Here is a 22,629-nt window from a genome sequence, read left to right on the forward strand (position 1 = left end):
CCTCCTTTACAGGTTAATCAGGTTATTCAACGCCTGCTGCAGCGTAACGTCGCCGCTCTCCATCTGGTCGATTACACGCTTCAAATCCTGCTCCATGTCTTGTGGCTTCGAAGTAGACTTCTCATCTATGAAACGAGCCAGCCGGGTAATATTGGAGTTCGCAAACAAATCCGTGACTTTGGTCAGACCAGGAAACTGCTGATCGATCCGGGCCTGAACCTGTATGAGAACGATGGAATCCGCACCCATTTCGAAGAAACTATCCCCTACATTAATCTCATGAAAACCAAGCATCGTTTTACAGATGGAGGCGAGTGCCTTTTCAGTCGGTGTATAGGATGCATCGGATTTTCCAGTCAAAACCACTTCTCCGTCACGATCCTCTGACAAGAATACTGGAGGACGCTTGCTTGCCTGCTGCTTCATCCGTTGGTCCAGTTGAACGCGGATGGAGGATGAGAGATCAAACGGACTTTTAGCCAATGCGGATATCAACTGACCCTCATAATGAATCTCGCCAATAAGCACTCGGCGAACCGAGGATTGCCGCATCACCAGAGACAATTGATTCATCGCTTGCTCTGTTGGCATCGCTTTGAACAACGTATCCACAGCAAATCCGTGCTCCGCTGACATTCCGGTCTCCTTCCAGGTAGACCATTGCACAGTCAGCGTGCGCTTGCCCATCATCGATCTGTAGTCGGCATACGCATCCAGGTAGGCATTGGCGGCAATGTAATCCGCCTGTCCCGGGGCGCTGAAAACCGAAGCAATCGATGAATAGAGCACCATGAAATCGAGTTGATCTTGCTCGGTAAGTTGATCCAATACCCAGGTGCCATGCACTTTGGGAGAAAATACCTCGGTGAATCCTGCCTGAGAACGGCTTGTAATCATTTCTGAGCTTCCAACCCCTGCGCCATGGACAACCCCTCTAATTTTCCCGAACGTAGCACGAAGCTGGTCCAGAAGTACACGCATGGCATCCAGATCCGACACATCTGCAGCATGGCAACTAACCTGATGTCCCCGGCTCTCCAGTTCACGAATAACCGTGATTTGATGAATCACTTTGAGTCTGGATTGTTCTGCAACAATGGCATCCCATTGCTCACGTGCAGGCATCGGTGTACGGCTGATTAATGCAAGATTTACTGGAGCATCGGAAGCCAAATATCGCGCGGTTTCCAGTCCAATTCCACCTGTTCCACCTGTAATGATGTACACACCATCGTTGTCAAAAACAAGCGCGTCTTCATGGGATGCAGATTCATTCAACGCTCTGAACTGCTGAACATACCGAGTTCCATTTCGATAGGCCACCTCATAATAGGAAGATGAAGTACCGATCTCTTGCAGCAACAGCTCCAGAGACGAACCCTCATCGATATCAATACAACGGCAATGAACCTGTATGTTTTCCTTGCCTACCACTCTGCCCATTCCAAAGGCAGAAGCAAGATAAGGCTTCATCCGCTCCGAACCGGTAATGCAATTGACCTCACGGGAAACCAGAACCAACTCGATTGGGTGACTCAGAGAACTCGACAACAGCGCTCGAATAAACCGGAAGAATCCATACACACATTCATTAAGAACTGACTCTAATGATTCCATGTCACTGGATACACTTGCTGAATGTTCGTCATAGCCAACACCGTTCAGATACACAACTCTTGAAAGATTGCTTATACCCACCTGTTGCAACACACGCTCATAGGCTTCCACTTGTTCAACATTTCGACCGTCCGGGTCAGATCTTAGAACATCCGTCTGAAGCACGGAGTACACCTGCATCCCCGACTGCTCCATACATGCCGCTATCTCAGCTGCATAATCGGACCCATCCAGAAGTACCAGTGTAACGCCATCGCTCGCTTCAATCTGCTGATCGGAATCCCCTTTCGCCATCCCCTTCTGCTGCCATACAAGCTCGTAGGCTTCTGGTACCGACCTGGTGCTCACTTGTGTGTACACTGAAGACTGCTCGGGAAGATCCACCCAGCAGCGTGTATTATCGTATGGATACAATGGTAGACTGATTTTACGAATTTCTTCTTCCCTGTACATCAGGCTCCAATCCACGTCACTACCTGTGGTGTACAATCTGCATAGTTCATGTAATAATTCCGGATCAGAAGATTCCATGTATCGAGATAGGCAATCTCTACCCTCCTGCGTCAAAATGGACTTCTCCTGGCCAGTCAATTCGTGGGCTTTCCCTTCGTTCTTCTCTGTCACGACCTTATGCATTCCGTAATAGAGCTGATATTCACCTTCAGATTCGAGACCTGATGTAGCGAGTAGTCGCAGCTTCATGAGCAGATCGGACGTGTCCGTCACGTCAAAGGCGATCCGATAAACATGCTGCCAGCGCCCCGTATTCGCGGTATAACATATGTTTTTGAGCGGAAGTTCCAGCTGACGTTCCGAGATAAAACGGATATAGTTATCAACCAGCGCAAGTAAGGACTTGCGGCTTTTGGCACTTAGCGTGAATACTTCCACTTCTCTGGAAACCTTCCGTTCCTGAATAAGAGGCGGCTCTTCCAGCACCAGATGGCAGTTGGTTCCGCTAAACCCAAAGGCACTGACTCCGCAGCGAAGTGGCTCGCCGTTTCCATCCCATGGTCTCGATCTCGTATTGACATACAACGGGGAATCCTGGAACGAAATGGCTGAGTTGGGCTTTTCAAAATGAAGCGTGGGTGGCAATATCCGATGTTTCAAGGCCATAGCCGCTTTAACCAGACTGCCCACACCAGCTGCTTCAAACAAATGGCCTATATTGGACTTGACCGAACCTATAGCAACAAACTGATTCTTGTCTGTATACCGGCGCAGCGCTGTGGTTAGCCCATCCATCTCAATCGGATCGCCGAGTTTCGTCGCTGTACCATGCGTTTCCACGTAACCAATGGTAGAGGGATCAATACCGGCATCCTGCCATGCCTTCACAATGACATCCGTCTGTGCTTCAGGATTCGGAGCCGTAATGCCAATCGAGGCTCCATCCTGATTAATAGCACTTCCTTTGATGACCGCATAAATATTGTCTTTGTCCGCAATTGCCTTGCTTAATGACTTCAATACCACGGCGGCTCCGCCTTCACCAAGCCCCGAACCATCTGCTTCCTGATCGAACGGCTTGGTCAATCCATCCGAAGACTCAATGCCCACTTTCAAATAATCATGATCCAACGGACTGAGGCTGATTCGTGCACCAGCGACAATCGCCATCTCACAATCACCATTACGAATGGCCCGGCAGGCCAGGTGGGTAGCGACAAGTGATGCGGAACATGCGGTATCGATGACCATCGTAGGCCCCTTGAGATCCAGTGGATAGGCAATACGGGTTGGCATCATGGCTGTAATATTCCCTACAATGGACATCGGATATTGATAGGGGTCGAGATCACAGATCATTTTGAGATAGGAATCGTTCAGGCTACTGGCAAAACCCATATAGACACCCGTATTGGTTCCTTCGATGCGTCCCCCGTAACCTGCATCCTCTACCGCATGCCATGACGTCTTCATGAATAACCGTTGAATCGGGTCCGTTAATCCGGCCTCCTTCGGAGATAAACGGAAATATTTATAATCAAACTGGTCAATATCATCCAGAAATGCACCCTGAAGGTACTGCACTTCATTGTCCGAACCCAATTTGGCATTCATCCATTGATGATAGGCATCCATGTCTTTTTTGCGTCCCTCTGGGAAATCCGTTGTACAGTCCACACCGTTCAAGATGTTGTCCCAATACTGCTCTGCTGTATCTGCCATCGGCATTTCAGCTGCAATCCCAATAATGGCGATGGCCTCATCCTCTTCAACGATTCGTTTCTTTTGCTCCAGAGGAGGGGAAGCTTCTGTTTTTACAGCCGTCCCGTTACCCTGATTCACATGCAGAGCCAGCTTATGAATGGAGGTGTGGGCAAATAAATGAGCAATCTTCACTTGACCAGGAAACTCCTCGTTCAGTCTTTCATGCATACGGATCAGCATGATGGAGTTGCCTCCGAGATCGAAGAAATTATCGTAGATGTTGATCTCCTGATAACCCAGTATCTCACTGTATATGCGCGCAACCTGCTGCTCGGTTTCCGAATAGAGACCTCCCTCATTCCCGGAAAGATCTACTGGCCCCGTATGCTTCTCCTGTGGTACAGTCCGGTTCGGACGATGTTGTGCTCCCTGGTCAGCGATTTCCTTGCTGCGCTTCACTCCGGCTTCCAGCTTATCGGACAACCGGAACGGGAACTGCCCAAGTGCAGCGAGATGTTTGCTACCATAATTCATCGCACCGATGAATACTCGGGTGAGCCCTCTGCTCATGGCTGCTTCCATCGCTGCGATACCATCCGTTGTAGGAATGGTCTTGAACATGCCATCCACATTGATACCAAATTCCACGGACATTCCGGTCTCTTTCCACGATACCCAATCAATGGAGAGTGTTCTGCGTCCCTGACCCGTCCTCCATGCGGCGAAGGAGTCCAAATAACAATTGGCAGCCGTATAATCCCCTTGCCCAATTTCACCAATGACAGATATACCGGAGGAGAACAATACCATAAAGTCCATGTCTTGATCTCGTGTCAGTTTCTCCAGAATCCAGGTTCCCTTCACCTTGGGTCCAAGAATGGTCTGGAACTCATCATCGCTTTTGCGATATAAAAATCCGTCTCCGGGAATACCTGCTCCATGAATAACACCATGTATGTTTCCATTGCGGTGGGTTATATCCCGAATCACTTCTGTCATGCCCACAACATCGGCCAGATCCGCACTGTAATAATGAACGGTTGCACCCAATGCTTCCAGCTCAAGGATGCCTTGCATCTTGGCACAGCGGGAATCTTGACCCGTTTGCAGTATGCCTTCCCATTCTTCCTTTGCCGGAAGAAGTGTCCGGCCAATAAGCGCCAGCTTCACTGGCTTCGAAGAAGCCAGAAACCGTGCTGCTTCCAGACCAATACCGCTGGTACCACCCGTCACGAGATATAAACCACCTGGACGCACCTCGAAAGGCATGCTCTCACTTTCATTAAGGTCTATCTCTGTGAACGTCTCCGTATAACGCTCGCCTTCACGATACGAAACAGCATAAGCTTCGCTGTCTATATGTCTTTCCCTAAGGATATCCTCCGCAGATATGGACTGATCCACATCTATAAATTTGCTCCGAATATGTCCATACTCCTGCTGGATCACCTTACCAAGTCCCATCAAGAGTGCATTATGAGGGGTAATCCTCTCTTCTCTGCCTGTGACTTGTCCGGCGTATTCAGCAATCAGGTTCAGATGAATCTCTTCGGCGAAGCCTTTGCTCATCAGCGCCTGAACCAGATAGACGGGTGAGTAGAAAGCTTCCTGTTGTCTGGCTTCAATAGAAGCCAAATCTTCGGGATAGCATGAACTTCCCATCATGGACATATAGATGATTTCCGTAATTTCACCGTCTGTAAACATGTTTAATAATTCCGTATAGGCTGCTGGCGCATCTCCGCCAACTTCGTATTGATTCTCCGATATTTGCCGGAACTGGTTACCCGGGCTCACATGGACTACCCGGTTGCCTTCGCCCTCCAGCCCTGCCAACAATTCCTGTTCCAATTCGGTACCTTTGCCGATAATCATGACAGTGCCTGAAGATGAAGTTGCCGAGGTATCCGAAGTCGCATCCCCATCATCCTCTACCCAGCGCACGGTATGAAAGTAGTCTTTTAACGAAACAGCTGACGGGTCCTGAATATCAATCCAGCATCTGCTGTGCTCAAACGGATACGTAGGTAAACTCAGCTTCTGAACCTGTCTCCCTTGGTATAGCTGTCCCCAATCCATCGTTGCACCCTCAGCATAGAGTAAAGCCAGATCCCGGAGTGCTGGTTCATCCCACGAAAGAGGACTGGCAGCCAGTTCTTTGATCCGCTCTTGTGCCTGAGATGATTGACGTCTGGTGCGCTCACGTTCTTCCGATGCCATTCGCTCGGCTCCGGTAAGCTTAGGAGCAGGAGCACCGGCATAGACTCCTTCTTGTGTCTTCAATTCTGTCCAAGGCTGTTCCAACATGTGGATCAGTTGAGCCGTATCCTCCACAAGCAGGGACAAACGATGTTCATAATGCCCACGACCTGTAGCTGCCGTATAACACACATTCGCAGCAGAAACTTCACGATTCTCCTTCAGGAAACATTCATACCGCTGGAGTAATCGGACCAGAGCTTCTTCCGTCTGAGCCGAACACACAAACAGATGCTTGCCTGAAGCCAGCTCATCTCCCGGGTCTTGTACAGTAACGGCTGGGGCTTCCTCAAGCACAACATGGCAATTGGTTCCACTAAATCCAAAAGCACTGACACCACATCTGCGCGGGATTCCTTCTTCCGCCTTCCAGGGTCTGAGTTGTGTATTCACGTACACTGGCGTTTGTTCAAATCGGATGTTGCGGTTGGGTTTGGCAAAATGAAGGGACGGCGGGAGCTTCTGATGTTTCAAGGCCATCACCGCTTTGAGCAGCCCTGTCACGCCTGCACATTCATATAAATGACCGATATTGGATTTCACAGAGCCGATCGCGCAAAATTGTTTTTTCGATGTAAACTGTTCGAAAGCGTTCGTAATCCCTTTAATCTCAATCGGATCTCCCAATTCGGTCGCTGTACCATGGGCTTCAATATAACGGATCGTCTCAGGGTCAATCCCCGCTTCTTCCCAGGCCTTCACGATTGCTTCGGATTGGGCACGTGGATTCGGCGCGGTCAGCCCAATGGATGTTCCGTCCTGATTGGCAGCGGTTCCCTTAATGACAGCGTAGATATGATCCCCGTCTTCCATGGCCCGACTTACTGGTTTCAGAAGAATGGCGGCCACACCTTCACCCACACCCGCTCCATCCGAGGCATCATCAAATGTACGCGTCTCTCCGTCCGAGGATTCAATGCCAAATTGCTCATATTTATTAAAAACAGGGAGCGTATTCACCTTCACCCCACCCGCTATGGCTGCATCACATTCACCACTTCGGATCGACTGACAGGCCATATGGACGGCAACGAGTGATGAGGAACATGCGGTATCCACTACCATGCTGGGACCTTTCAAGTTCAGCAAATAGGATATTCTCCCCGCCAGTACTGCCGTCACATTGCCCGTTACCGAGATGGAGATGGATTCCGGCTCCACATCGGAGATAATATTGGCATAATTATCTCGGGTACTGCTGTAATATCCTACATACAATCCCGTATTGCTACCGGATAACCTCGCTCCTCCATAACCTGCATCTTCCACAGCTTCCCATGCCGTCTGGAGAAAAATTCTCTGGTCAGGACTCATGAGGGCTGCTTCTTTGGGTGTCAGCTTAAAGTAGCGATAATCGAACTTGTCCACTTCATCCAGATAGGAGCCTTTAATAAAGCTCAACCCGTCTTCATCCTGCTGTTTGAAACGTACATATTTCAGAACATCCTCTTGTCTCGCTTCAGGGAACTCCACAATTGAATTTACTTTGTTCTCAATATTGCTCCAGAACTCCTCCACATGATCAGCCATGGGCATATGTGCCGATATGCCGATGATGGCAATATCTTCACGAGTGTTCTTTTTCTGCTGTTTCAACAGCGTAATCATATCAATCGCCGTTTTTTTGTCGATTTTGCCACCAGTCGTATTCTCAATAATATATTTAAGCAACTGTTCCAATGTATCGTCCCCTTACATATCAGATATGTTTTAATCCTTTGAGCATATCCTCCATGCTGATCTTGCCATCTTCCAACTGATCAAAAAGAGAATGGACTTCCTCGTCCAGTGCAATTGCACCACCTGAAGGCACCTCTACCTGCTTGCTCTCCCGTTTATTCCCTGTTTTATCAGCCAAATATCCACCCAGTCTGTGCACAGACGGATGTTCGAACAGATCTGCAACGACGAGTACTCCCGGATACTGACGGTCAAGTTGTGCATACATTTGCTTCACCAGAATGGAATCAGCTCCAAGTTCGAAGAAGCTATCATGGATATGAATTTCATTAAAGCCCAGAACGGCTTGGCATACACCCGCAACCTGCTTCTCCCATGGACTGTATTCTCCGTCATCCGCACCATTCAGTACGGCATCCTGCCGGGCCACACTTTGCGGAGCAACTGGAGCCTTCGGTGTTGATGCTCTCTGTAGACGTGAATCAATCCAGCTCTCCACTTCAGGAGAAAGTCTGAACGGATAGTTCCGAATCATCTTCAACATGCCACGGTCTGTCGACATCTGTCCTATCAATACACGTTCAATCTGACGTCCTTCCACCTGATCCAGCCAGGTCAGAGCCTCTTCATTGGTCATGGCTTTGAACAGGGTGTCCACGCCATACCCCGTTGCGGCAGCTGCACCTGTTTCTTTCCAGGTTGACCAGTTGACGGTCATCGTTCCGTCCATATCCCGGTTGCGGTAGGCTGCGTAGGCATCCTGATACGTATTGGCAGCAACATAATCCGCCTGTCCCGGCCCGCTAAATAACGTTGCGATGGATGAAAACATAACAAAAAAGTCTGGATTGTCCTCTCTGGTGAGTTGATCCACGACCTGGGTTCCTTGCACTTTAGGGTGTAATACACGTTCAGCTTCTTCTATCGTTCTGTCCTTAAGCGGATGATCTCCACCTACAGCAACCCCAGCACCATGAATGACACCTGCAATGCGGCCGTATTGCTGACGCAATTCACTTAGAATCATTCGCATGGATGCTTCATCTGAAATATCTGCTTGGTAAGGGAGAACCGTGGCTCCAAGAGCCTCCATTTGTTGAACAGCTTGGATTTTGGGATATGACGCATCTTGGGAATTTGCAGCTACAATGCTGTCCCACTCCCTTCGAGCTGGAAGCGAAGTTCTGTTCACCAGCGCGAGTGTGATTCCCGGGTATCGCTTCGCGAGTTGTAATCCAAGCTCTAGCCCAATGCCGCCCAGTCCGCCAGTAATGAGATACAATCCGTCATTGCGGATCTTGTGGTCCCGTTTAGGATATTGACTCGGGTCCAACGCTCCAAACTGCTGAATGTAACGAATGCCTGCACGATAAGCTACACCATAATCATCACTTTCATGATCCAGTTCGGCCAGAATATCCTGGAGCGAAGTCTCTGCATCCACTTGGATGGAGCGGCATTGCAGACGTGAGTCTTCTTTCCGTCCAGCCAAACCCAGACCAAACATCAGGGCAGCTTGAGGAAATACATTTTCTTCGGTTCCGGTGATCGAATGGATTGGATTCGTCAACAACACCACATCAACAGGCTCCGACGATTGCGTACGGATCATTTCCTGAAGAAGATAGAAAAATGCGTGAAAGGACTGTTGCTGTTGAGCATAGATGATCTGGGTGATCGTCAATTCTCCCAAGTGAGCCCATAATTGTTCCATGCTCTCACGATGGTGTGAAATGACGTACTCCCCAGAAGATACTTGAAGGAACGAAGGTCCACCGATCACTTCAATAACCTGGCGACCCTGCTTCTGCAGCGCCGTAGGCAAAGACCTGTCCTGGTTTGCATCCTCCATAAAAATAACGATATGTCCTTCCGATAACTTCCGATCTGAATTGCGTTCTGGTTCACGAACCCAGCCCATCTCATAATGGTGTACGTTCTCCATTGCGATGGCATCTGGCTTGGTTTGGGTCTGAGGAGCGGAAAGTTCAATCCAGCACCGATAAGCTTCGAATGGATAGGTTGGAATGCTGATTCGGCGAACATCCTCACCCGAATACAGACTTGGCCAGCTTACCTCCCCACCACCAAGATAGGTTTCACAATGGGCCGTTAAATGCAGCTGATTCGACTCCGGGACTGGCTGCTCTCGAATGGAATCCAACCCGCCTTCTTCAAGTGCGACTAGTTGGGCGAGCAACTCCTCTTTGCTTGAAGCAATCCGTACCAGACGGTGTTCATAATGGGTTCGGGATGTGCCTGCCGTGTAACATATATCTGCTAACGTGTGATCGGTTGTTTTCAGATACTTCGTATATTTAGATATATATTGTTGCAGTGATTGGAGCGTCTTCGCTGAAAGGGGGAATAGATACTCCCGTACCTCAGTCTCGCTGGTGGTTTCCACTGCACTCGCCTGCTCCAGAATGAGATGACAATTGGTTCCGCTGAAGCCAAATGCACTGACACCCATTCGCACAGGTGCACCCTCAGCAGGCCAGATCCGGTTACGTGTATTCACATACACAGGCGTTCCACTAAAATCAATATTGCGATTGGGGCGATCAAAATGCTTAACCGCAGGTAAAATCCCTTTTTTTAAGGACAAAACGGATTTAACAAGCCCTGTAATACCAGCACTTTCATACAAATGTCCGATATTGGACTTCACTGAACCGATGGCACAAAATTGCCTCTTATCGGTGTATTGCTCAAACGCTCCCTTAATGCCGTCGATTTCAATCGGATCTCCCAAGACAGTCCCTGTTCCATGGGTTTCAATATAAGCGATACTTTCCGGGTCGACCCCCGCTGCTTTCCACGCCTTCACAATGACCTCACTCTGGGCTCTGGCATTCGGCGCTGTAATCCCCATCGAGTTCCCGTCCTGGTTAATGGCACTACCCTTGATGACCGCATACACCTGATCCTTGTCCTTAATGGCATCCTGAAGTGGTTTCAGCATAATGACCGCCGCGCCTTCACCTATTCCGGAACCATCTGAGCTATCATCAAAGGGGCGTGTCATGCCATTGGAGGATTCAATGCCCATTCGGTAGTAATCCTTGTCCAGAGGAAGCACGTTGAGTTTTACGCCCCCTGCCAGTGCCATGTCACACTCACCCAAACGAATGGCATTACAGGCATGATGGACTGCTACCAGAGATGAAGAACAGGCCGTGTCCACCACCATACTCGGTCCTCTCAAATCAAGAAGGTACGATAATCGGCTGGGTAAAATGCAGGACAAATTGCCTGTGACCGAGATTGGCAAAGACTGTGGTTCCACATCATGAATCATTTCTTTATAGCGATAACCTTCCAGATCCGAAACCAATCCCACATATACTCCTGTGTTGCTGCCCGCCAGCTTCTCACTGGTATATCCTCCATCTTCAAAAGCGGCCCAAGCCGTCTCCATAAAGATACGTTGGGCCGGATTCATCAAACTGGCTTCTTTCGGTGTAAATCGAAAAAAGGGATAATCAAAGGTATCGATATGTTCCAAATAAGAGCCGTCCAAGTATTTGGTGTCTTCACCAGGGTTCATTTTACGAGAGATGTAATTATCGGCATCCTGGCGTCGCTGCTCCGGCAGATCCCTCGTACAATCCAGACCACGCAACAAGTTATCCCAGAATTGCTCCGCATCATCCGCCAAGGGCATACGAACACTGAGCCCAACGATCGCGATATCACCCGGACGGATGGCAGCTGTAGTTGCGGCTGGAGGCAGCTTACTAGACGACTCCGTCTGACTTGTGTCACGAATACCCAGTTCACTGAAATCCATCAGTTTGTTTCTCATTGTTTTATCCCCTTTCAGCCGCTGGGCGGAGACTTTCAATCACTTTGGCAAGCATTTGATCATAGGTTCTGAATAAAAGGTTCCATTGAATGGTATTCATTCGGGGTTTGCAATACATCGTTACCAGCATATTTCGTTTTTCATTTTGAATTTCACAGATGACATCAAACAGCTCCTCCAGCGCCCCCCTGCCTCCACTGACATAATCGGCTTCATAGAATAGCGGACGAATGGCGTCATGTTGTGATTTCATCCCTGCTCTAACCAGATCCTGAATATGATGACCAGGCTGTTCGTCTGCTGAATGCAAAGTTTGTTTGGCTACGACAAACAACTCATTGAAATCCTGCACCTCTTGCACATCCAGCGAAATGGAACTGATATGGTTCATCCGATAAATTAGTGTATAGACCGTAAGTTGTGGCTGATTACCAATCTCCGTCAACAGATATGCGAACAAAGACCACAACCATTCCACAGGTGTGCAGCCTGCAATTCTGGACAAGTCTCTGATTTCATTAAAACGATCCTTCTCGATCCTGAATTCATATCGATGGTCTTGAAGGACCTGTCCTGTATTCTGCATGTAATCCAACGGAACAGGATATGCTTCCAGTTCCATGCCTTCCTGGTCTGCGATGAATTTGGCAAGTCTGGAGATCGTAGGATAGGCAAACATATTGGTTAACGTAATTTGAGCTGGATATAATTTTTCAAGTTGATTATAGATCTGGGCAAGAAGCAGAGAATCACTCCCCAAGTCAAAAAAGTTAATCGTGGTTGTGACTCCCGCATCGGCTCCCAGCACAACATGAAATACGTCCAGAATGGTTGCCTCCAGTTGTTCAATTGGTGTAATCTGCCGTTGATTCATTGGACACCTCACCTCCGTATAGGATCTACTCCATATAACTTGTTAATGTCTGATTGATCATGCTGGTAACCCGATGCATACTGCCTTCGAATAAATAAAAGTGCCCCCCTTTGTATATCCGGGCGGCACTTCCTTGTTGCGTATAACCTCTCCAACGTTCTGCACACTCCAGAATGTAGGCTTCATCCTCTGCTCCGTTCAATATCGTGATATCACATTGCAGCTTATAAGGCTTCTCTTCGTAAGTATACGTTTCATTCATCTCCAGATCCTTACGTAATATGGGGATGAACATATCCATCAGCTGCTGGTTCTCAAAGAACTCATCCGGGGTACCGCCCATTTCCTTGATGCGGTCTATGAACTGTCCTTCGGGCAAATGGTAATAGACATGTGCTTTTTTATAATCCGGTGTCTCTCGCCCCGAGAAAAACATATGTACGGGTTTCCTGAACTGCTCTTCATGCATTTTGTTATACAGTTCATAGATAATCAGACTTCCGAGACTATGTCCAAATAGGGCATATGGCTCCTCGTCTGGCAAATCGCGAGAGATATAATCAAATACATCATCTACACTTTGCTGAATACTCTCATACAACGGCTTAGAGAATTTCAATCCACGTCCTGCCAGTTCAACCGGGTTCAGCACAATGGATTCGGATAACCCCTTTTTCCATTTGTTATATATGGATGCTGACCCTCCCGCATAAGGGACACAGTATAATTGCATCTTGGCCATATAATCTCCTCTCCACTTACACGACTTCTCCCCATCTAATCGCTGTAGCGCAATAATACGTTCCAGCCCCAGCTCCAACCAACACAACACGGTCACCCGTTTTCAGTGCACCTTGATTCACAGCCTCGTTCACCGCAATAGGCAAGCAGGCATTAGAGGTATACCCGTATTTCTCCATCGCCATATAGGCCTTTTCTTGTGGAATACCCAGGGCAACAGCCAGTTCTCTAATCAGGTTACTGTTCGTTTGTGGGAAAATAAACAGATCCACTTCCTCCATATTCCATTTTACTTTGCGCAGCAGACGGTTCACCAGCCGCGGAATACCTCTGGCTAATTGTTCATATAAATATCTGCCATTGGATGTATAGACGGAAACAGATCCGTCAGAGATGTGGCCATAATGAACAGGCAGTGTTCCATAATCGATATCTTCCATAATCTCATGATGCATCATTCCGTTCACAAATAAGCTTTGATACGACTCACTGCCATCCAATTCTTGTAAAATAAATGCCCCTGCGCCGTCTCCCACACTGGAACACGCTGCTCGATCCTTCCAATTCGTAACTTTCGAGTACGTATCCGCACCAACAACTAAAATATTGCTTATGTCTTCTTCTGCCTGAAACGTATAATATGCATTCAATAATCCATAGCTGAACCCGGCACAGCCCGCGCGGATATCCAGACAAATGGCTTGGCTTGCTCCGATCTTCTGCTTCACGAGAGCAGACGGATGAGGTATCAAACGATCCGGTGTGAAGGTCGCCATAATGATCATATCAATATCCTCGACATCGATCGCAGCCTGTTCTATAGCTTGTCTTGCAGCTTGCGCCGCCAAATCGCTGGTGTACTCATGCTCATGCGCAATTCTTCGTTCACGGATTCCAAGATTGTGATAGATCCAGTCCGCATTTGCGTTAATGCCCATGGCTTCCAGCCCCTGATTCGTTAACACGGATTCCGGCATATACATGCCAATACCCCGTATGGTCATTTGTCTCATGCATCACGTCTTCCTTTCCTGAATCTCAGGGGAAAAGCCCTCTCTGAAGACACTAAAATTCTCTGAAGATAACAAAAAACAGTTCAGCCGCTTATTTGCGCTGCACTGTCACAGGAGTTCCTTTTTCAACAAAATGTAGCCAGGACTGCTCCGACGTACATAGCTTCGCCCTGTTGATACACGTTGTGTATTTCAGTGTTTATGCATATGACTCCTTTGGTTGCATAATGTGCCTAAGCTTCATTCTGCTCCTCCGGTTTTGGTTGTCGTATGTGACCATAGCATATCTGAGTACATTAACGTTCTTCTTGCTTCGCATATAAAATATCAACGCCCAAATCAACTAACCTAGGTTTATCATTACCTGTTAGGTGAAGCCATATCTTTGCTCTGCGTGTATGTCTGTCAATCTTCTTAATGATGCCTTCATGTCCCATCAACGGGCCATCCAGCACCACAACTTTGGTATTTTCCATATAAACGGTTGAATAATCGATGATATCTTCCGGATTGATGAGGTTCAGCAATGTGGTCATTTCATGGTCCGGGATCGGCGTGCAGCTTGCGTTAGTTCCCAGCATTTTAATGATATGAGGAATGGAACAGATTAAGTGGTAAGTTTCGGCGGTCATGTTGACTTGAATTAATACATAGCCAGGAAAGACCTTTTTGGTGCAGGCTTCAAAAATACCTGATTTCTTCTCCGGAACTTTTCTCTTGGGGATTAAAACACGAATGGAGGTTCCTAGATACATATGTAGGTATTTCCTAATGACTTCTTCGCTTCCTGTGTGTACAAACAATGCGTACCAGTTCATGGCATCATCCTCTGATTAACAAATTAGCCAAGCGGAAATATACATAAGAAAGAACATAGACCCTAAGTTTCAATTTGTGTAATAAAATGTAATTGTTTTGTTGTAAGTATCTTAACTCATGACTTTTGGAACGTCAATGCTATTAATTCAATTTTATGTAAAACAAACTTGCAATTCACATAAAACGCTCATGTTTTGTCTGATAGACAACTTCGAGACATTACTCGCTTCCAATGCAACCAAAAAATCACTTACAGCACCAAACATCTGTAAGTAATTTTTTTCCATTATTCTACTATTCAAACAAGTCCAGACGCAGACGCTTCAGACTGGTGTGCTCAATGTACCACTGACCGTCGATCTTTACATAGATCTCATGGTAATGTCCAAATCCGTGGAAAGATTTGTTCTCATTACCTTCCGGGAATGTTACCCAATCTTCCATTGGAGAGATAACCTTCGCTTTGTTCTCGGATACAAATTCAACTTCTGCGCTATGTACGTGATGCACGGTTACAGCAACGTCCACCAGATCTCGGAACACTTGTACGATGGTATCACGCCCCGTCAGTACTGGAATGGGATTCCCCTCTGTGCTGAAATCGGCTACCGCATCTGGAGCAAACACTTCACCCAGTGTGTCCCACTGCTTCGTATCAATAAGACGGCAATAACGCGCCTTAGTGTTGCGTATATTTTCCAGTGCAAGCAGTTGTTCCAGTCCCGTGATGGTTGATTGGCTCATGTGTTGTCCCTCCAGAGATGTAAGATGTCATAAAATATGTATTGGTAAATGTCCTTCCTTATTGTACCATTCGTTTCATATTAGGTACAACGACGTGCCCCCTAAGAGGGGGAGGAACGATTACACATTGGTCCTTCAACGGGCAGAGCGATATGATCGACTGCCGCTTCCTTCATTCAAGTTTGAAGGAAAGAGCTTCCTTTCATCTCGGCAGCCAGCACCGACATTTTCTTATTGCTCAGATGACTCTCCATCTCTTCTTCTGCCTGAACCATCACCTGCTGAATCAGACAGCCTTCGTTATGATCCTGTGAGCATTCGAACAGGGAAGCCTGCCCTTCAATAGCATGGATAATCTCCAGAAACGAAGGGTCTGGATTCTTCCGGCTAAGCCGGTAGCCGCCATTGGCACCGGAGGTAGACTCGATCATGCCCGCCTTGACCAGCTTGGTCAATATTTTGGACAAATAGGTTGGAGATACTTTCTGCATATCAGCTAATTGATGTACACTAACCAATTGTTCAGGCTCGGTCGCGACAAGAAACAGCATGGTATGCAGTGCATAATTAGTGGCTTTGGAATATTTCATGAGGGCACCTCATATATACGGATTTAATTTATCTATAATAGACTTGATTGAACACTCTGTCAAACGAGGGACATCTGAAGCTCACAGCACACGGCAACCTCACTGTTAACTATGGTATAACCCACGGTAATCCGTCGGGGTCATGCCCTCATGAGCCATAAACTGCCGGTTAAAATAACTGGCATTGGGATATCCCGCTTCCTCCGCAATCTGTCCAATGTTGGCCGTTGGCCGTTCCAGCAGCCATTGCTTCGCCATCTGTAGCCGGGAGCGTGTAATGAACTCCATCGGGGTCATCTCCACGGCACTCTTGAACATTTTGCAAAAGTAATACGAACTGACACCTGCCAGATCAGCCCAATCCTGCAACAGAAATGGTTGACAGGCCTCCTGCTGCATCTGTGGAAGCAGGGCAAGAACTCGACTCTCTGCCTTGCTTGTACGTGTACTTTTTAATGGCACCGCATGCTGCACAAACTCAGCCAAGATGGCATAGGTCAGCGTAGATAGCTGAGCCGGACGAAGCATCGTGTTCTGCTCCGCTTCCGTCAGCAGGGCCAGATGTGCTTCCTCCCAGGAGTTACGTTGCCGCAGCGTCCACAGCAGATTGCGATGCAGCCCCCGCTCGATCATATAATCATGCAGACGTTCGCCATAAAAATGAACCCAACGCACATCCCACGGATCATCTTCGCTGCTGTAATAATGTTGTCGCTGCTGCGGAAAATAGAGCACGGCCTGACCCGCGCGAAGCTCGTGCACCACCCCGTCCACTTCCACATATCCTTTGCCCGCAGCGACGTAGTGAATATTAAAGTTGTTAAGCACACCAGCCTCCCGTAATACGCTGTGCTGGGAGTGATCCATATAATGTCCAACGGACTCTGGATAACAAAAATACGGAATATCCTGCAAGGTTAGTAATACCGTCTGTCTCATCATATAAATCTCTCCTAGGTAAACAATATTGTGTTAACTAACTTCAATATATTATCATTTTCATTCGCGGTTCTATTCTTTATAATCACAATATACATTCATATTCAGGAGGAAACTACAAATGAATTCAGGTCAGAAATTGCGTTGGGGCATTCTTGGTAGCGCTAGCATTGCTGTGGAATCCGTTATTCCTGGTTTGCAGCAATCCGAGTTGAATGAAGTAACCGCAATTGCCAGTCGGGACGAAGAAAAAGCTAAACAGACGGCTGAGCAACTCGGGATCGAAAAGGCTTACGGCAGTTATGATGCATTACTGGCCGATGACTCCATTGATGCCGTTTATATCCCTCTGCCGAACCATCTGCATCGGGAATGGACGATTCGGGCTGCTGAGGCAGGCAAACATATTTTGTGCGAAAAGCCTCTGGCTCTAACAGAGCAGGAAGCTCAAGAAATGGTGCAAGCTTGTACAGATGCAGGTGTGCAGCTGGCTGAAGCGTTCATGTACCGGCATCATCCACGTTACGAGCAGATCAGAGACATTATCGCCAGCGGAGAAATTGGTGAAATCCGCGGCATTCATAGTACATTTTCGTTCAACAATTCCGGTTCGTCAGGCAATGTCCGCTTCCGTCGGGATTGGGGTGGCGGTGCCCTGTATGACATCGGTTGTTATTCCATCAGTGCCGCACGGTTGCTGCTTGGTCAAGAGCCTTCTGCGGTAACCGTCATCGGCATGTTCTCGCCTGAACATGATCAGGTGGATATGATGGCTTCCGGCCTGCTGGAGTTCGACAACCATGTTGGTGTAACGTTTGATAGCAGCATGTGGGCTGCCTTCCGCAACACGCTGGAGGTACTGGGATCAGATGGCATCATTGAGGTACCTTCTGCATTTATCAGCAATCTGGATCGCAGTTCAAACTTCTATGTCACTGCTGGCGGTGAGCACAGGGAGATTGAGGTTCCACAAGTGAACCACTATTCTCTCCAGGGAGACGATATAGCCCGTGCTGTACTCCAGGGCAAGGATCTGCGCTTCGCCCCTTCCGATGCGGTAGCCAATATGAAAGTGCTGGAAGCCTGTCTTCGTTCAGCAGAAGAACGTACACGAATTACACTATAAACGAGAGGATGAATTGAATTATGGAATATATTGAAATTTCCGGAGTAGGTAAACGTGTCTCCAGATTGATTAAAGGAACCGATTATTTCGTGCATGATGCCTACGATAAAGCAGCTACGAACATGGATGCCTTTCTGTCGATTGGCGGTAACACCGTAGATACAGCGCATATCTATTGTGGCGGACAGAGTGAAGAAGTCCTTGGTCGTTATATGAAGGAACGCGGTAACCGCGATCAGATTGTGATTCTTACTAAAGGTGCGCATCATGACCAGAACGGACCACGTGTTAACGCTGACGCCATCCGCAGTGACCTGATGGAAAGTCTGGAGCGTCTTCAGACGGATCATGTGGAGATGTATGCCTTACACCGGGATGATCCAAACATACCTGTTGGTGTTATTCTTGAAGCACTGAACAAACATATTGAATCTGGCAAAATCGGCGCAATTGGCGCCTCCAACTGGACCTGGCAGCGGCTGGAGGAAGCCAATGCGTACGCTGCAGCGAATGGCCTGAAGGGCTTCACATTCAGCAGTCCGAATCTCAGTCTCGCCAAAGCAAACGAACCGTTCTGGGAAGGCTGTGTGTCGGCAGATGCAGAAACGCTGGCATGGCATGAAGAAACCAAGCTGCCATTGCTGTCCTGGTCCTCCCAGGCGCGTGGTTTCTTCACTGGACGGTTCACCCCTGAAGTACGGGACAACGAAGATCTCGTTCGTGTATTTTACAGTGATGGCAACTGGGAACGGTTGCACCGGGCAGAACAGTTGGCCGCTACCAAGAAGACAACACCGATCCAAATTGCGCTTGCTTATGTACTGAATCAGTCGTTTCCAACCTGCGCGTTGATCGGTGCCCAAAATCAGGCAGAACTGCTCTCCTGTGACGAAGGGTCCCGCATCACGCTGACTCCTGCTGAAATAGCATGGTTGGATCTGGGCAGTGAAGTACCCGCTGGGATCTAAAACAGTTTTTACTGATGTACAGGTGTTACAGGTATAGTCTGATCATTATACGTTCTGAGACTGACATTTCCGCACTGTAGCGGAAGCGTCAGTCTCTTTTTGTGATACTCTCCAAATATATGTAAGAACAAAAATAGAGAGGGACCTACCCCAGACCATCTCTGAAGGTAAGTCCCTTATATCATGGAGAGAATATCTAAAAGGTTAGAAATTACACTATCATTCGTATGGATTACAGTTTAACGATCTGACCTGTCTTCTCAGATTCGAATGCTGCCAAGATTACTTGCAAGGAACGCAAGCCCTCTTCCCCAGAAATCGCTGGAGGTGTTTTGGTTACAATCGATTCCACAAAAGCATCAATAACGCCGCTCGGTACTTGTTTCTCGTTGGTTGCCATGGCACCGACTTTGTACGTTTCAACCGTACCGTTCGTCAGTTCAACAATGACTTCATCGCCCTCGACTGTACCGATCTTCATTACACCATTCTCGCACCACAGAACTGTACTGTTATCTCCTGCTCTGTATTGTGTCCAGCTGGCTACCAGCGTACCAATTGCACCGCTTTTCATACGCAACAGGCAAGTTGCATTATCATCCACTTTGGTGTTTTCCTTATGCAGTGTGCTGATAAAACCAGCAACTTCAGACACTTCATCATTCAGCAAATAACGGATAAAGTCCGATTTGTGCACGCCCAGGTCACCCATAGCGCCCATAATCGCTTCTTCCTTACGGAAGAACCAGCTCTCTGCTCCGTCTACACTCCAGCCTTCCGGACCCGGATGACCAAAGGAAGTACGGAAATTCAGCACTTTGCCCAGTTTGCCCGAGTCGAGAATTTCTTTGGCTTTCACGTGTGGAGGCATCAGGCGTTGGTTGTGTCCAACCATCAGATACACACCATTTTTCTTGGCAGCTTCGATCATTTGCTCGCCTTCCTCAGTGGACACAGCCATTGGTTTTTCAACCAATACATGCTTACCTGCATTTGCAGCAGCGATAGCCATTGGGGCATGCAGATAGTTCGGTGTACACACACTAACGGCATCAACCGTTTCATTTGCAAGCAACTCTTCGTAACTGGAGTAAGCTTTACCGCCGTAAGTTTCGGCCATTTTCTCCGCACGCTCCACGATCGGATCGGCAAAAGCGACAAGTTCTACGTTCTCATTGACAGCGTACTCTGGAATATGTCTGCGCTCGGCAATGGCTCCACAGCCGAATACAGCAACTTTAATTTTACTCATGTACATAAGTCTCCTTTGACAAATAGATTCAGCATTTTTCATAATTCGATTCAATTCGCTCACGGGTACAAGATATAGACGAATAGAACCAATTCGATCTATATCTTGCTGATTGAAAGACGCTCTTTGGATTTATGCAAAATGCTTAGATTAAAATTGGTTCAAATAGTTCTGTTTTAGCCAGTTATAGCTGTTGGATACGCTCTCAAGTGGAGGATTCTGACATACGTCTTGTTCCACGATCAACCATTCCACACCTGCATTCGTAGCTCCTTCAATGACAGCTGGCAGGTCAACCGAACCTTGTCCCAATTCCAGTGTTTTCATCTGGCCCTGTTCGTCTTTGCTGAAGTCCTTCAGATGAAGCAGCGGCAAGCGACCCGCATATTTATTAATATACTCGATCGGATTTTGTCCCGCAAACTGTACCCAACATACGTCCATCTCCACTTTCACCGCTTCCGGCGTTGTTTGAGCGAACATGGCATCAAAGGCATTTGCATCGCCAACCTGGCCATGGAATTCAAAATCATGGTTATGATATCCGAAGATCAATCCTTGCTTCGCGGCTTCAGCTCCATATTGTTGCAATTCGGCGAACAGCTTGTTCCAGCCTTCTGCATTCTCAGGGCGATCCTCAGGCATCAGGTAAGGGCAAATGATATATTGTGCACCAATCGTTTTCAAGTAGTCGATTTGTTTTTGCAAGTCTTCGCGCATCGCATGTAATGAAACGTGACTGCTGAATCCTTTCAGTCCAAGCTCATCTAGTAGCGCTTTCATTTCTTCTGCTGGAATGTCACCATACCCGGCAAACTCCACACCTTCATATCCCAGGGCCGCTACTTTACGCAACGTACCACGAAAATCTGCTGCAGTTTCATCACGGAGTGTAAACAATTGCAAACCAATATTAAGTTTTTTCATGTCGGATACACCTCTGCTCTCAAATTTGCTTTCATTGCTCTATCTGGTATCATCCTAACGCAAAAGAGGCTAGAATGAACATATACAATATCGTCAGAACATGAACTATCTGATCAAATTTTATTTCCAGTATCTTGCATCATTCGAATGCAGGCCATTTGAGTGCATACAGGATGCGTGTATTGGAGGATTACATCTTTGGAAACGTTGGAGACATCCGTACTAATCTGTGACTACTCATACCACTATAAAGCGTTCAACCATAATATGAAGGGCGAGCTGCAAACCTATCTGTTCCGTCTTCAAACGGAAGGCTCGTGCAAAGTGTATGTACAGGATGAAGAATTTAGGATGACTAGCGGGGACTTGCTGTTGTTGAAGCCTGGTGACGACTATCATCTCGTGGTCGATGAACCGCATAAGGAAGGACGATTGTCCAGCGGCGATTATTATCTGTTCTGCGAAGGCAGCTGGATTGAGAACTGGTGGAAACGGCAGCATCGATCCACCGTGAGCCGGATTGGACTTGATGATAAGCTGATCAGTCTATGGCGTAATATGCTACTGGAGAAGCGTCGCGGACCCTTGGAGGAAAATGTGGAGCTAAAGGATGCGTTGCTACGCGGATTATGTCTGTATATCGACCGGGCAATCAAGGAAAATATCCAGACGGATCGGGCTGTCTCCTCAGCCCTGAAGTTGAAACGCTTCATTGAAGAACATGCCACCGTAACGTTCAAGCTTGAGGAAGCAGCCCGTTATGCGGGACTAAGCCTTTCGCGTGCAGTCCGTTTATTTAAGGAGCATTACAATCAGACCATGATTCAATACGCGATTGAGATCCGTCTGAACGCGGCGCTCGAGCGCATGAAATACAGTGAAATGACACTAGAGCATATCGCCGAATCCTGCGGCTTTGCGAGCTATTCCTATTTTCACCGGGTATTTCGAGCGCACTTCGGAGTATCGCCGGCGGAGTATCGCGAAAAAGAGCATATCATGATTCAGGATGAAGTGTTGCAACATTGATTCGTGACCTTAGAATTACATATATCGGTAGATCTAAACAAAGAGCCCTCGCTCCCGCTAACTGGCTTGATCTTACAAGCACATGT

At 47.6% G+C, this 22,629-nt stretch carries 14 protein-coding genes; 3 read left to right on the forward strand and 11 right to left on the reverse strand.

Annotated features, from left to right (window positions below; all coding sequences use genetic code 11):
* Window positions 1-6 precede the first annotated feature (6 nt).
* The 9 genes from ACR32F_RS28140 to ACR32F_RS28180 form a co-directional block, all read right to left on the reverse strand.
* Window positions 7-7,713, reverse strand: coding sequence for a beta-ketoacyl synthase N-terminal-like domain-containing protein (locus ACR32F_RS28140; protein WP_440112941.1), 7,707 nt, complete (start codon window positions 7,711-7,713; stop codon window positions 7-9).
* 19 nt (window positions 7,714-7,732) lie between these two features.
* Window positions 7,733-11,521, reverse strand: a complete 3,789-nt coding sequence (locus ACR32F_RS28145) for an SDR family NAD(P)-dependent oxidoreductase (protein ID WP_440112943.1) — start codon at window positions 11,519-11,521, stop codon at window positions 7,733-7,735.
* A 4-nt stretch (window positions 11,522-11,525) separates the two neighbouring features.
* Window positions 11,526-12,395, reverse strand: a complete 870-nt coding sequence (locus tag ACR32F_RS28150) for an acyl carrier protein (protein ID WP_440112946.1) — start codon at window positions 12,393-12,395, stop codon at window positions 11,526-11,528.
* Between the two features lie 25 nt (window positions 12,396-12,420).
* Window positions 12,421-13,137 (reverse strand): thioesterase II family protein, encoded by a 717-nt coding sequence (locus tag ACR32F_RS28155; RefSeq protein WP_440112949.1) that lies wholly within the window; start codon window positions 13,135-13,137, stop codon window positions 12,421-12,423.
* A gap of 16 nt (window positions 13,138-13,153) precedes the next feature.
* The gene (locus ACR32F_RS28160; RefSeq protein WP_440112952.1) at window positions 13,154-14,149 is read right to left on the reverse strand and encodes a 3-oxoacyl-ACP synthase III family protein; all 996 of its coding nucleotides are present in this window, start codon (window positions 14,147-14,149) and stop codon (window positions 13,154-13,156) included.
* 296 nt (window positions 14,150-14,445) lie between these two features.
* Window positions 14,446-14,967, reverse strand: a complete 522-nt coding sequence (loaP, locus tag ACR32F_RS28165) for an antiterminator LoaP (protein WP_440112956.1) — start codon at window positions 14,965-14,967, stop codon at window positions 14,446-14,448.
* A gap of 295 nt (window positions 14,968-15,262) precedes the next feature.
* Window positions 15,263-15,712, reverse strand: coding sequence for a nuclear transport factor 2 family protein (locus ACR32F_RS28170; RefSeq protein WP_440112959.1), 450 nt, complete (start codon window positions 15,710-15,712; stop codon window positions 15,263-15,265).
* 176 nt (window positions 15,713-15,888) lie between these two features.
* Window positions 15,889-16,302 carry an Rrf2 family transcriptional regulator gene (locus ACR32F_RS28175; protein ID WP_440112962.1) on the reverse strand — a complete coding sequence of 138 codons (414 nt, stop codon included), beginning with the start codon at window positions 16,300-16,302 and terminating at the stop codon, window positions 15,889-15,891.
* 105 nt (window positions 16,303-16,407) lie between these two features.
* Window positions 16,408-17,244 (reverse strand): helix-turn-helix domain-containing protein, encoded by an 837-nt coding sequence (locus ACR32F_RS28180; RefSeq protein WP_440112964.1) that lies wholly within the window; start codon window positions 17,242-17,244, stop codon window positions 16,408-16,410.
* Between the two features lie 118 nt (window positions 17,245-17,362).
* Here ACR32F_RS28180 and ACR32F_RS28185 point away from each other — a divergent pair, with 118 nt between their 5' ends.
* Complete coding sequence (locus tag ACR32F_RS28185) at window positions 17,363-18,367, forward strand: Gfo/Idh/MocA family protein (RefSeq protein ID WP_440112967.1); 1,005 nt, start codon at window positions 17,363-17,365, stop codon at window positions 18,365-18,367.
* A 20-nt stretch (window positions 18,368-18,387) separates the two neighbouring features.
* Window positions 18,388-19,335: an aldo/keto reductase gene (locus tag ACR32F_RS28190; RefSeq protein WP_440112970.1), complete on the forward strand. Its 948-nt coding sequence runs from the start codon at window positions 18,388-18,390 to the stop codon at window positions 19,333-19,335.
* 232 nt (window positions 19,336-19,567) lie between these two features.
* Here ACR32F_RS28190 and ACR32F_RS28195 read toward each other — a convergent pair whose 3' ends face one another.
* Both ACR32F_RS28195 and ACR32F_RS28200 read right to left on the reverse strand, forming a co-directional pair.
* The gene (locus tag ACR32F_RS28195; RefSeq protein ID WP_440112973.1) at window positions 19,568-20,587 is read right to left on the reverse strand and encodes a Gfo/Idh/MocA family protein; all 1,020 of its coding nucleotides are present in this window, start codon (window positions 20,585-20,587) and stop codon (window positions 19,568-19,570) included.
* Between the two features lie 150 nt (window positions 20,588-20,737).
* A complete protein-coding gene (locus ACR32F_RS28200) occupies window positions 20,738-21,514 on the reverse strand; it encodes a sugar phosphate isomerase/epimerase family protein (protein WP_440112976.1) in 777 nt (258 codons plus the stop codon).
* Between the two features lie 207 nt (window positions 21,515-21,721).
* Here ACR32F_RS28200 and ACR32F_RS28205 point away from each other — a divergent pair, with 207 nt between their 5' ends.
* Window positions 21,722-22,543: an AraC family transcriptional regulator gene (locus ACR32F_RS28205; RefSeq protein ID WP_440120041.1), complete on the forward strand. Its 822-nt coding sequence runs from the start codon at window positions 21,722-21,724 to the stop codon at window positions 22,541-22,543.
* Window positions 22,544-22,629 lie beyond the last annotated feature (86 nt).

Origin of the sequence: Paenibacillus hebaui (assembly GCF_051934385.1) — a bacterium.
Lineage (GTDB): Bacteria > Bacillota > Bacilli > Paenibacillales > Paenibacillaceae > Paenibacillus.